Genomic DNA, 12,946 nt, shown 5'->3' with positions numbered 1-12,946 from the left:
GGGGAGATACATGAGCACTATCCGCGTACGCCGTGGCGTACTGGCCAGTTCCATGGCTTTGGCGCTGTTCGCGCCGCATGCTTTTGCGCAGACGTCGAACACGTCTTCGAGCAACACGTCTTCTAGCGATCAACAGACTTCACAGCAGAGCACCTCATCCAGCGGACAGCAGGCCAACCAGAAACAGGCGGTGAAGCTGCAGACAGTCACCGTCACCGGTTCGATGATCCCGCGCGTGGAGGTTGAGGGACCGGCTCCCGTGGTCTCCCTCACCGGTGAGCAGATCAAGGACCAGGGCTTCACCACGCTGTGGGAATTCCTGGATTCGTTGCCGCAGGTGGGCCAGCAGTCATCGGACCCGGCCGCTTGGGGTTCCAGCTCGGTCAACGCGCGCTCGGTCAACCTGCGCAACGTGGGCCCTGGCTTCAGCCTGCTGTTGATCGACGGCCATCGCGTGGTGGATTACCCGCAGCCGTTGAACAAGCAGAGCAACTTCCAGAACTACAACAACCTGCCCACCGGCATGATCGACCATGTCGAAATCCTGGCCTCCGGCGCCTCGTCGATCTACGGTTCGGATGCCGTGGCGGGTGTGATCAACGTGATCCTGAAGAAGAACTACCAGGGTGACGAACTGCAGGTCACGGGCGGCGGCGCCACCCGCGGCGGCCGCCGCTATGGCGACATCAACTTCTTCGGTGGCAAGTCCGGCGAAAACTGGCACGTCCTCTACAATGTGGAGAAGTCCAACCGCACCGCGTTGTGGGGCATGGATCGTCCGTATGAGGACTCGGTGTCCGATGCGGGCTACGGCTCCTGGAGCCCGGCGTCCCGCATGTTTGGCTACCAGTACGACGCGCAAGGCGCCATCGCGCTTTCCGCGCAGAATGCTTCGGGCCAGTACATCACTCCGCCGGCGGGCACTTGCGGGAAGTTCACGAACTCGCAGTTGAGCCACTCGTACAGCACCACCGCCAGTGGCACCCAGGTTACCGGCGTGACCGACAATGGTTACTACTGCTCGCAGCCCGCACTGTTCCAGAATTGGGTGTTGACGCCCGGCAGCCGCAACAACAGCGGTTACGTGGCCGGCGAGTACGACTTCAAGGACACCAGCCTGCAGCTTTACGGCTCGGTGGCCCTGTATGACACGGTGGGCATCTCCAACACCCAGTTGCCCGTTGAAGCTACCGGCCAGTTCTACGACCAGACTACGGGGCAGGTCATCAACCAGGCCATCCGGCAGTTGACCGCGCAGGAAATGGGAACGTCTGCCAATACCCATGACCGCGAGCAGAACTGGAACCTCCAGACCGGCCTGCGTGGCAGCTTCGACGACAGCCGATTCAACTGGGACGTGAACCTCAACAGCCAGAAATACACGGTGCGCGAGGACTACACGGGCATCGACGTCAATGCCATGAACAACTTCTTCCTCGGCAAGCAGTTGGGCACCACCGCCGGCGGCCTGCCCATTTATGCCATGAACTGGCAGCAGTGGTGGAACCCCATCACGCCGCAGCAATACGGCCAGTTCGCGGTCAGTGGCGAGAACACCTCCTCGTCGTGGCTGGACCAGGTGCAGGCCCGCATCAACGGCGACCTGTACAAGCTTCCGTGGGTCGACGAGCCGATCGGTTGGGCGGCGGTACTGGAAGCTGCACACAACGGCTTCCTGCTCTCGCCCGACGCGCGCGGTGATAACAACAACTTCCAGAATCCGTTCGGCGCGTATCTCACCGGCGGCGGCACTCGCCAGCGCTATTCGTTTGGTAACGAGTTCCGTGTGCCGGTGCTGGATTCGGTGACATGGACCATCTCCGGCCGTCTGGACAAGTACCACGATGCCAGTCGCGCCGACGTGGCCCGTACCTGGGGCACGGGCCTCGAATGGCGGCCGTATGACGGTCTGCTGCTTCGCGGCAGCTACGGCACCAACTTCAAGGCGCCGGACATGCAGGCTATCTACCTGACCGGGTCAACCTCGCCGATCGGCGATTACGTCGATCCCCTGCAGTGCATTAACGCCATCAAGGCTGGCCAGAACAACAGCACGTGGTGCAGCCAGGTGCAGCGCCCAACTTCGCAGTACTACAACCTGACGACGGAAGGCAGCCGCTTGTTGCAGCCGCAGACCGGCCACTCCTGGACCTATGGTTTCGTATGGCAGATTCCGGGCGTGCAGGGCTTGTCGTTCTCTGCCGACTACTGGCACATGGGCGTGGACAACGCCATCCAGTATCTCGACCCGGGCACGGTGCTGGTCGACGAGGCCGGTTGCCTTACCGGCTTGCAGGTAAACGGTTCATCGGCTTTGTCGACGTATACGGCGCACGTGCCAGGTTCGCAGTATTGCAAGATGGTGACCCAGATGGTTCAGCGCAATGCGGCTGGCCAGATCGTCTCGGAAGAGTCCGGCCCGATTAACGAGGCTTCGCTATATGTGAGCGGTATCGATGCTTCGCTGGACTACAAGCTGCAGACCGAGAATTGGGGCAACTTCACTGCCAACATCAACTACACCGACAACCTCGAGTACAAGCAGCGCGTGCTGGCTTCCGACCCATTGCAAAACACCCGCTACAACAATGTGGCGAGCAGGATCACGTGGATCGGCAACTGGCACAAGGGCGACTGGGACGTATCGATCTCCGGCGTGCGCGACGGCGGCTTGCGCTCCCCGAACTACGGCAGTTGCAATACGCTGCCCAATGGCATCCAGCCGAGCATGATTACTGTGCAAAGCGGCACCGAGACGGTTGCTACCGGTGTTTGCCAGGTGACGGTCAATGGCGCCAATGTAACCGTCCCCGACACCGAGTACACGGGCCACACGCCGGTGTGGATCACCTGGAATACCTCGGTCGCCTATCAGTTCAACCCGGCGATGAACTTGAAGCTCACCGTGTCCAATATCTTCGACAGGGTCTCTACGATCCCGTACTACGCCGGAGGCTTCGAGTTCGTTACGACGGGGCAGACCGGTAGCGAATACAACGGTCGCGAGATATTCCTCACGTTCGACTACAAGATCGACTGATCCACGCTCTAAGGCGAGCCCGGCCAAAAGCCGGGCTCGTTTCTTTTGTATCACCCGTTTTACTTGATTGGGATCTGAAAGATGCTGAAATCGCTGCTTGCCGTGTGCTTCGGTTTGTCGTTCGTCGTGGCAAGTAGCTTTGCCAGAGCGGAGATAGCGATTATTCCCGAGCCGCAGCACATGGAGGCGGGTGAGGGGAGTTATCGGCTGAGCGCAAGCACGGGCATTGATGCGCCCGAGGGTGCACGTGCACAGGAAATTGCCTCCTTCCTGCGTGATGCGATCCGCGAGCAGACCGGCATCGCGCTATCGCAAAGCCGTCACGCGCATGGCATCTCGATGGCTATCGATCCATCGGTGCATGGCGAGGAAGCCTATCGGCTGTCCATCACGCCCAAGGGCGTGATCATCCAGGCATCGACCGGAAAAGGTTTGTTCTGGGGTGTGCAGACGCTGCGGCAATTGTTGCCGCTCGAGCACGCTTCAACCATTGCTCTTCCTGCCGTGCGCATCGACGATGCACCGGCATTTGCGTATCGAGGCTTCATGCTCGATGCCGGCCGGCATTTTTACCCGGTCCCATTCATCAAGAAGCAACTCGATCTTCTGAGCTACTACAAGATCAACACTTTCCACTGGCACTTGACCGAGGACCAGGGTTGGCGCCTGCAGATCAATCGCTATCCGAAACTCACCAGCACCGGCGCATGGCGCACCGAGGCGGATGGTACCCGTTACGGCGGCTTCTACACGCAGGCTGACGCCCGTGACATCGTCGAGTACGCACGGCAGCGCAACATCACGGTGATTCCGGAAATCGAAATGCCAGGCCACAGCGTGGCTGCGCTGGTGTCCTATCCCGAACTTGGTTGCACGCAGCCTCCGACTGCCGTTCCAACGACGTGGGGCGTGTTCAAGGACATCGATTGCGTCGGCAACGACAACACCTTTGTCTTCCTGCAGCATGTGCTGGATGAAGTCACCGAACTGTTTCCATCGTCCTACGTGCATATTGGCGGCGATGAAACGCCCAAGGATCGCTGGAAAGATTGCGCATCCTGCCAGGCGTTGATGCACGAGCAAGGGCTGAAGGATGAAGAAGGGCTGCAGAGTTATTTCATCCAGCGCATACAGCGGTATCTGGAGAGCAAGGGCAAGACGCTGATCGGTTGGGACGAAATCCTCGAAGGCGGCGCCGACAAACATGCCATCGTGGAAATCTGGCGCGGCGATGACGAGGCGCGAAAGGCGCTGGCCAATGGCAATCGCATCATCGTTGCAGGGCCGTTCTACCTGGATGCGCCACTGGATAAGCTGACCGTCCACGGTATCTATCGCACCAACATCGCGGGCTCGCCCGACGACAGCAGCTTTGCCGCACGCCTGCCGCAGATTCTGGGTGCCGAGGCGCCGCTATGGAGCGAGCGCGCCAATCCGTTCGATGCGGAATCGAAGATGTATCCGCGTCTGCAGGCTTTCGCCGAAAATCTGTGGCGTGGCGGGTCGCACGACGATGCGTCGTTCGCGGATTTCCAGCATCGATTGCAATCGCACTACAAGTGGATGGATGCGCAGCATGTCGCGTACGGTCCCGAGGATCGCCCGGTCGTCACGTATGCGATCACATTGAACGCCGGGCATGATGGGTGGCAGCTGCATGCCACTCGCGGCTTCGACGATGTGCAGAACCATTACACGACGAACGGCGCGGAACCCACCGAGCAATCGCCATCCTTCGGCGATTCGGTGGACATCAAGCAGGCGGGAACGCTGGAAGTGGTTCCGTTCCGCAATGGCTTGCAATATGACAACCCGATCAGTTTCACGCTGACGAATAATCGTGCGTTGGGCAAACCCGTCAGCTTTGCCCAGCCGGCTTCTTCGGATTACGCGCTTGGCGATGTGCTCGTGGATGGCGTCACGGGAAGCGTGGATTTCCACGACGGACGATGGGCCGCCTGGCATGACAGCGACATCGACGCGACGATCGATATGCAGGGAAGCACCAGTTTCCACTCCATCGAAGTGGGATTCATACTCGCGCCGGAGTCGAGGATTCTGCTGCCCAGGCAGGTAACGTTTTACGGTTCGCGCGACGGCAAGCACTGGACATCGCTTTACACCGAATCGCTGCCGCCGGATGTGTCTTCGCCGACACGATTGCAACGCATCGGCTTCCACTCCGGCAAACCCGTTACGGCCCGCTATATCCGCATCAAGGCGGAGAGGAATACGTCGTTGCCCGCGGCATTTCCGCGAGGCGCGGACGATACATGGCTCTTTGCCGACGAAATCCTCGTCCAGTGAGGCCCAGCCGCCGTCTGTCGGGTGACGGCTGAGTCATCGACAGACGGCAGATGTCGCTCAGGCGATCGAGCGGACGACGCCACCATCCACGCGCACCGCCGCACCGGTCGTCGCCGAGGCCTGCTCCGAGGCGAGGTAGACGCAGAGGTTCGCCACTTCATCGGTCGTTGCCAATCGCTTGATCAGCGAAGAGGGTCGATGCGAGGCGATGAAATCGCGTTCGACCTGTTCTTGCGACACGCCTTGTTCGGTCGCGATCTTGGCGAAGAAGTCACCTACGCCCTCGGAGCGTGTCGGGCCAGGGAGGACGGCGTTAACTGTCACACCAGTCCCTGCCAGGGTTTCAGCAAGCCCGCGCGACACGGCGAGCTGAGCGGTTTTCGTGGTGCCGTAGTGAACCATTTCGGCGGGAATCTGCACGCCGGACTCGCTCGAGATAAATTGAATACGCCCCCAGCCGCGCTTGGCCATGCCTTGTGCATAGTGCCGCGAGAGGCGAACGCCGCTCATCACGTTCACTTCAAAGAAGCGCTCCCAATCCTCATCCGGAATGTCGAAGAAAGCCTTGGGTTCGAAGATGCCGAGGTTGTTGATCAGGATGTCCGTATCCGGCACCTGTGCAATGAGAAGGTCGGCACCTTTGCGTGTTCCAAGATCGCCGGCGATGCCGGTGACGATGGCCTTGGGGACTTGTTTCCTGATGGCGGCCAAGGCGTCGTCGACGCGTGCTTGAGTACGACCGGTAACGACAACCTGCGCGCCCGCAGCGGCCAGGCCGGTTGCGATGGCCAGGCCGATGCCTGCGGTGGAGCCGGTCACGATGGCGCGGCGATGGGTGAGGTCGATTTGCATGGGAGGCTCCCTGGGTTTTTAGAAGAAGGTTTTGCTTTGAAGTTAAGCTCAAACGTAATGACGATACCGAGGGATTCAAGCATGGCTACCCATGCTTGAATCGCTTCCCCCTCAGCATCGCCATCACAGCTGGCTCATGCCGCCGTCGACAATGATCTCGGTGCCGACGATGAAGGCGGATTCCCTGGCGGTGAGATGCAGCACCGTCGCGGCGAGTTCTTCCGTGGTGCCGAAGCGGCCGAGCGGAATCTGTCCCTGGATCTGTGCTTTCGTGGCGTCGAGCGCATCGGCATCCATACCGAGCTTGCTCAGCAGCTCGGTGCTGATCGGGCCAGGGCTGACGACATTCACGCGCACGCCACGCGGCAGCAATTCCGCCGAGAGTGTCTTGGCCAACGAAATGAGTGCTGCTTTTGTGGCGGCGTAAACCGAAGAGCCGGGCATGCCGATGCGCGCATTGATCGAGCCGTTTAGCACAATGGCGGCACCTTCGTTCAAGAGAGGCAGCAGCGCCTGGATCTGGAAGTACGCGCCCTTGACGTTGATATCGAAGCTCTGATCCCACATGGCTTCATTCACATCGGAAAAGGGCGCGAACTTCGCGACGCCCGCATTGATGAAGACGGCGTCGAGCCTGATGCCGCGGCTGGCGAGTTCGCCGGCCAACTGTTTGGCGGCAGCGAAATCGCCTGCATCATTGCGCAGCGCAATCGCTTGCGGGCCCAAGGCTGCCTTGGCCGTTTCCAGTGTGGCGATGTCGCGGCCGGTGATGATGACGCGGGCGCCTTCCGTCACGTAGGCCTTGGCGGCGCCCAGGCCGATGCCGGTATTGCCGCCGGTGACGAGTACGGTCTTGTCGTTGAAACGATGCATGATGTGCTCCGGGAGTATCGGTATGGTTGTGATGGACGTCATCATGAGCGTTCGGCTTTCCGTTGCCGTACCATGATTCCGATGCACTCGTTCGAAGAGGTCGAACATGTTGTCCGAGGACGAATTGGCCTTGCTGGAGGCCATCCGTGAGATGGGGAGCCTCACGCGCGCGGCGTCAAAGCTGGGCAAGGCGCCTTCGACCGTTTCGCATGCGGCGCGGCAGCTTGAGGCCAGGTTCGATGCGCTGTTGTTCGACCGCCGCCGTTATCGCCTGCAACTGACACCGGCCGGCCAGCTGCTGGCCCAGGAAGCATCGCGCCTGATGCAGGATGTTTCCCGTTTGACCCGGCGCGTGAAGCAGGTTGCCGGCGGATGGGAGGATCGACTCTGGATCGTGACCGACGAAATCCTCGAATACGAAACCTTGCTACCTGTGGTGCGCTCATTCGATGCGCTGCAATCGGGTGTCGCGCTGCGCATGACGCACGAGGTGCTGAGCGGAACCTGGGAGGCCTTGCGTGACGGGCGTGCCGATCTGATCGTCGGTGCCACGAATGAACCGCCCGCCATGCCCAAGCTGCGCTGGTTCGAGCTGGGTGTCATGGAGTGGGTTTTTGCCGTGTCGCCGCGGCATCCTCTCGCCAAGGCGAAGGAACCTTTGCAGCAGGAGCAATTGACTGCGCATCGTGCGATCGCAGTCGCCGATTCGTCACGCAGCGTCGAAAGCCGCGGTTATGGTCTGCTTAGTGGTCAATCCACGCTGGCGGTGCCGTCCATGCGCGCAAAGATTCTTTCGCAACGCGAAGGGCTGGGCGTTGGTTGGTTACCGCGTCAGCGCATCGCTTCGCTGCTCAAACGCGGCGAGCTGGTTGAAAAGCGCATGGCCGAACCGCGCGAGCCCAATGTGCTTTACGTGGCATGGCGCGGCGATCACCAAGGACGTGCCCTGGAATGGTGGCTGGAGCAATTGCGTCAGCCGCGTCTGGCGAAGCGGCTGATTCAAGGTATCGACGTAACGCTTTAGCGAACGCAGAAGCCTTGAATAGACCTTAGACGGGCAGGGCAGTCGTCTTCTTGACCGTGCGCAAGGCAAGCGTCGATTGCACGCGCACAACGCCGGGGAGCTGCGTGAGAATTTCCGTGTGAATGCGCTCGAAGTCGGCGGAATCGGCATAGACCACGCGCACCATGTAATCGGCCGCGCCGGCGAGCAGGCAGCACTCGGTCACTTCGGGATGTTTCTGGATCGCCGCCTCGAAGGCATCGAGCGCCGCGCGGCCTTGCTGGTCGAGCGTGACCAGTACGAACGCGGTCCCCGGCAGCCCCGCGACCTTTTCATCCAGCAGCATGACGTAGCGAGAGATAAGGCCGCGCTCTTCAAGCAGCTTTACGCGCCGCAGGCAGGCGGACGGCGAGAGGTTGATCTGCAGGGCCAGTTCCATATTGGCCAGCCGGCCGTCCTCCTGGAGCAATCGGAGGATGGCGCGGTCGCGGTCGTCCAGGGCTTGATCGTTGTTCGTCATGGATTCTGCATATTTCATGATATTTCGCATTGTATGCGAAATATTGGCGAGTTAGTGGCTCTAATGGGCGAGAAATTGCGCAATAGCTAGCTCATACTGCCGCTCGCGCGGTGTACGGGAATCCGGCCCGCGACCAACCCTTTTCAGAGAGAAATCAAGCCATGCGCATCGGTGTGCCGAAAGAGATCAAGAATCATGAATACCGGGTGGGCCTTGTCCCGTCGTCCGTGCAGGAACTGGTGCACAACGGCCATCAGGTGATGGTGCAGAAGGATGCCGGCGCTGGCGCTGGCCTGACCGATGCGGATTACGTCGCTGCCGGCGCCACCATCGTGGACAGCGCGGACCAGATCTTTGCCGACGCCGACATGATCGTGAAGGTGAAGGAGCCGCTGGCCGTCGAGCGCAAGAAGCTCCGCAAGGGCCAGATTCTCTTTACTTACCTGCATCTCGCGCCCGACGCGGAACAGACCAAGGACCTGATCGATTCCGGCGCCATCTGCATTGCCTATGAAACGGTGACTTCGCCCAACGGCTCGCTGCCGCTGCTGACGCCGATGTCCGAAGTGGCCGGTCGTCTGGCTCCGCAAGTCGGCGCGCACTCGCTGGAAAAAGCGCAGGGCGGACGCGGCGTGCTGCTCGGCGGCGTGCCGGGCGTGCCGGCCGCTGAAGTCGTCATTCTTGGCGGCGGCGTTTCCGGTACGCATGCGGCAACCATCGCCGTGGGCATGGGTGCGAAGGTCACGGTGGTCGATCGTTCGGCTGACGTGCTCAAGCGTCTGGCGTCGCAATTCAGCACGTCCATCTCGACGGTGTTTTCCACGCGCTCGGCCATCGAGGAACTGGTCCGTCGCGCCGACCTGCTGATCGGCACGGTGCTCGTGCCGGGTGCGGCCGCGCCCAAGCTGGTGACGCGCGACATGGTTCGCACGATGAAGCCGGGTTCGGTGATCGTCGACGTGGCGATCGATCAGGGCGGTTGCGTGGAAACCTCTCACGCGACGACGCACTCCGATCCCACCTACGTCGTCGACGGCGTGGTGCATTACTGCGTGGCCAACATGCCTGGCGCCGTCGCGCGCACGTCGACCTTCGCGCTCAACAGCGTGACGTTGCCGTTCACGCTCGCGCTGGCCAACAACGGTTGGAAAAAAGCGCTGGCGCAGGACGTTCACCTGCGCAACGGCCTCAATGTGTTCGAGGGCAAGGTGACCTGCGAACCCGTGGCCCAGGCGCACAACCTGCCGTACGTGAAGGCGGAAACCGCCATCGGCATGTAAGCCGAGGTTCGACATGGGCTCCCTGCGCGATGGTGCAGGGAGCCCATTTGTTTCAGGGACTGTTCGCACTATTCGCGTAGCACCGCTGTCTCCATGCGCGCGACAGATGGCCATCTCTCATGCGAGCGACACCTGGGAGTGCGGGAACGAGTCGACCGCTCAGCTGTAAAAGTGCGGCGAGGGCAATGCCTCCAGCTCGGGTCTGGCAAAGAGATAGCCTTGCTGCAGATAAATGCCGAGATCGCACAGAGCGTGTGAATCGTCCGCCGTTTCCACGCCTTCGGCGATAACCCCGATGCCAAGCTCTTCGCACATGCGCACGGTATGGCGAATGATCGCGCGACGAGCCCGGTCGAGCGAAATGCCCTTGATCAATGCCAGGTCGAGCTTCAGCAAATCAGGCTGGAAATCCGCCAAAAGATTCAGGCCGGAATAGGCCGCGCCGAAATCGTCGATGGCGGTAAGAATGCCCTGCGCACGATAGCCTTTCAGAACAACCAGGAGACGGTCGAAATCGGCCACGGCCTCCTGCTCGTTTACTTCGAAGATGATGCGCGCGAGAGGCCAGTCGACACGCCTCGCCGTGGCGATGGTCGCCAGCATGCAGTTGTAGGCGTCGTAGACGGCGTTGGGCATGAAGTTGATGGACAGCAGGGCAGGCGGCTTCAGCCGGCCGGCCCATTCAAGCGCCGTCATTCGACAAAGCTGGTCGAACGCAAAGCGATTGACGTCATCAACGCCGGAAAGAACATCGCTGGCCGAGGCGCCATCCCGTCCTCTTACCAGGGCTTCATGGGCGAACGTCGTGTGGTTGCTGAGGTCGACAATGGGCTGAAAAGCCATCGTGATGGCTCGCCGGAAGGTTTTTCCTTCTCGACACAATTCACACGTTTCCATTCTTCTCACCGACAAAAAGACGTTTGGAAACCATCCGGTACGTGTTTCGGCCCGATTCCTTGGCGTGGTATAGCGCTTCGTCCGCAAGCTTCATCAGAACGTCCTGCGACGCGGATCCGTGGAAGAAGACGGCGCCCATGCTCAGGTGCACGTCGATGCAATGGCGCCCCATCATCACCGCCATGTGCAAGGTTTCCCACAACGAATGCACGAATGCTTCGGCCGCAACCTTATCTTGCAGGTGGTCGCACAGGACCACGAATTCGTCGCCGCCGATGCGTGCGACCACTGCGCCTTTCAGAACAAACTCCTGCAGGCAACGTCCCACTTCGGCAAGCACGAGATCGCCGGCCGCGTGGCCATGGGTATCGTTGATGGCTTTGAAGTTGTCGACATCCAGCAGGGTAAGCAGCACAGGCGAGCGGTTCTGGCATGCGTTGCGCAGCACGGGCAAAGCTTGATCGTTGAAGGAGCGGCGATTCGCGAGGCCGGTCAGCGCATCCTGGTGCGCGAGGCGAAGCAATTCGCGCTCCACATTCTTGATGTGCGTGATTTCCGTCGTCAGCGCATAGAGACCGCGGACCCTGCCTTTGGAGTCCATGTCCGGAACATAGTGCGTTTGAAAGTGGAGCAGTTTTCCAAGATAGGTCGCTTCATATTCGAACCAGACGGATTCGCCCGCATAGGCGCGATCCAGATATTCCTTGAGGTGCTCGTAGAGCGCAGCACCGCGAACTTCCTTGACGGTCTTGCCGAGAATGTCCGCAGGCGATTCACCGGATATCTGCTGGACGTGGCGATTGATGTAGGTGTAGCGCTCGGACATGTCGACGCGCGCAATCACCGCCGGCACGTTGTCGGTAATCGTCTTGAGCTGCGCCTGGCTTTCGATCAAAGCCTGCTGTATGTGCACGCGCTGCGTGACATCCCTGCCGGTGTAGATGATCTCGGTCGTGCCGTCGCCATCGGGACTGTCGACCATCCTTGCGAACGCTTCGATCCACAGATAGTGACCGGCGCGATGCTGCAGTCGATACGTCGCCGTGGTCGAGCCGCCTATGCGGCGCAGCGCGGCCACGACTTCTGCGACGCGCTCACGGTCATCGGGGTGGATCAGGTCCGGACGTGGCGCCATGAATTCTTCGACGTCCCAGCCCAACAGCTCTTTCACTGAAGGCGAAACGTAGCGACGATCCCCGTTGGGACGTATGCGCATCACCAGGTCGCCGCTGTTGTCCGCCAGCATGCGATAGCGCAGTTCGCTCTCGCGTAGTCGTATTTGCAGGCGATCCTGCTCTACCAGCGTCAGTGCCACGGGCAGGGCGACCACGCAGTAGCCGGCGATGAAAATCTGCGCCATGGCGACCTTCAACACCGGCGTCACGTTATGGACGAGGTCGAACGGCCCGATGTCGAGTGCGGCGGCGCCGGTCGTAATCAGCGCGACGATCGCAATACCCAGGATCATGCCGGCGAAGCGATGGCGGAAGATCAGCAGCAGCAGCGGGGGATAGATCAAAAACAGCAGTGGGTAGCGCCGCACCAGGAATACCGCGGCGCTCAGTGCCGTAAGCAACAAGAGGTGCCACAGCAACGACGAGCGTTTGCCGCGGAACAGCTGCACGCCGTCGTTCTTGATCGCCACCACGATAGACGCGCTTCCCGCGATCACCATGCCCAGCAGGTGCGCCCTGAACACCAGGTTGAAGCTCATCCAGAACGCCATGTCCGGAAAGGGCTGCTTGATCAGGATGGCTGTGAGGGACGACAAGGCACAGGCCACGGCGGCGCTGATCAGGGCGACGCGGGCCAACCTGGGGAATGGGGTTTCAGAGGTAATGACCGGAAACTGACGCCGAATGGCCAAAGTGACAATTAGCGTCTCCACGGCATTGTTCAACCCCCATGCCGCGGTGGTGAGCAGGGGGTCTCCCCACAGTTCCTTGGCGACCATGTAGCCGAAAAAACCGGCGACCAGCAAAGGCCATGTTTGCGCCAGGGGCTTTCGGATCATCCAGCCGATCAGGGCCCCGTTGGTCAGCCACAGGGATGGCGGCGTATGGGTCAGGCGGGCGAGCGCGGTGGAATACAGCGTCAGCCCGCCGCTCAATGCGAACAGAGCCAAGAGCTGCCAAACCATGCCTGGCGTACGCCTGAGTAACATCTCTAGTCCC

At 60.8% G+C, this 12,946-nt stretch carries 9 protein-coding genes; 4 read left to right on the top strand and 5 right to left on the bottom strand.

Going from position 1 to position 12,946, the window contains the following annotated elements; translation table 11 throughout:
• Positions 1–10: 10 nt before the first annotated feature.
• Both DWU99_RS02710 and DWU99_RS02705 read left to right on the top strand, forming a co-directional pair.
• Positions 11–3,040: a TonB-dependent receptor plug domain-containing protein gene (locus tag DWU99_RS02710; RefSeq protein WP_115476448.1), complete on the top strand. Its 3,030-nt coding sequence runs from the start codon at positions 11–13 to the stop codon at positions 3,038–3,040.
• Positions 3,041–3,121: 81 nt separating this feature from the next.
• Positions 3,122–5,347, top strand: a complete 2,226-nt coding sequence (locus DWU99_RS02705; RefSeq protein WP_115476447.1) for a glycoside hydrolase family 20 protein — start codon at positions 3,122–3,124, stop codon at positions 5,345–5,347.
• A gap of 57 nt (positions 5,348–5,404) precedes the next feature.
• On the opposite strand, the gene DWU99_RS02700 is transcribed toward DWU99_RS02705, so the two are convergent.
• Both DWU99_RS02700 and DWU99_RS02695 read right to left on the bottom strand, forming a co-directional pair.
• On the bottom strand, positions 5,405–6,199 hold the full coding sequence (locus DWU99_RS02700; RefSeq protein WP_115476446.1) for an SDR family NAD(P)-dependent oxidoreductase: 795 nt from the start codon (positions 6,197–6,199) through the stop codon (positions 5,405–5,407).
• Positions 6,200–6,322: 123 nt separating this feature from the next.
• Positions 6,323–7,072 carry an SDR family oxidoreductase gene (locus tag DWU99_RS02695; RefSeq protein WP_115477152.1) on the bottom strand — a complete coding sequence of 250 codons (750 nt, stop codon included), beginning with the start codon at positions 7,070–7,072 and terminating at the stop codon, positions 6,323–6,325.
• A gap of 106 nt (positions 7,073–7,178) precedes the next feature.
• On the opposite strand from DWU99_RS02695, the gene DWU99_RS02690 reads away from it, so the two are divergent.
• On the top strand, positions 7,179–8,096 hold the full coding sequence (locus DWU99_RS02690) for a LysR family transcriptional regulator (protein WP_115476445.1): 918 nt from the start codon (positions 7,179–7,181) through the stop codon (positions 8,094–8,096).
• 25 nt (positions 8,097–8,121) lie between these two features.
• Here DWU99_RS02690 and DWU99_RS02685 read toward each other — a convergent pair whose 3' ends face one another.
• Positions 8,122–8,595 (bottom strand): Lrp/AsnC family transcriptional regulator, encoded by a 474-nt coding sequence (locus DWU99_RS02685; protein ID WP_115477151.1) that lies wholly within the window; start codon positions 8,593–8,595, stop codon positions 8,122–8,124.
• A gap of 161 nt (positions 8,596–8,756) precedes the next feature.
• Between DWU99_RS02685 and ald the strand changes: the two genes are divergently transcribed.
• Positions 8,757–9,875, top strand: coding sequence for an alanine dehydrogenase (ald, locus tag DWU99_RS02680; protein WP_115476444.1), 1,119 nt, complete (start codon positions 8,757–8,759; stop codon positions 9,873–9,875).
• A 159-nt stretch (positions 9,876–10,034) separates the two neighbouring features.
• Here ald and DWU99_RS02675 read toward each other — a convergent pair whose 3' ends face one another.
• Both DWU99_RS02675 and DWU99_RS02670 read right to left on the bottom strand, forming a co-directional pair.
• The gene (locus tag DWU99_RS02675; RefSeq protein WP_115476443.1) at positions 10,035–10,772 is read right to left on the bottom strand and encodes an EAL domain-containing protein; all 738 of its coding nucleotides are present in this window, start codon (positions 10,770–10,772) and stop codon (positions 10,035–10,037) included.
• The gene (locus DWU99_RS02670; protein WP_158543219.1) at positions 10,759–12,912 is read right to left on the bottom strand and encodes a diguanylate cyclase domain-containing protein; all 2,154 of its coding nucleotides are present in this window, start codon (positions 12,910–12,912) and stop codon (positions 10,759–10,761) included. The genes DWU99_RS02675 and DWU99_RS02670 overlap by 14 nt, the downstream gene beginning before the upstream one ends.
• Positions 12,913–12,946: the final 34 nt, after the last annotated feature.

The organism is Dyella psychrodurans (assembly GCF_003363265.1).
Taxonomy (GTDB): domain Bacteria; phylum Pseudomonadota; class Gammaproteobacteria; order Xanthomonadales; family Rhodanobacteraceae; genus Dyella_B; species Dyella_B psychrodurans.
This window is presented reverse-complemented; position numbering and strand designations above follow the sequence as displayed.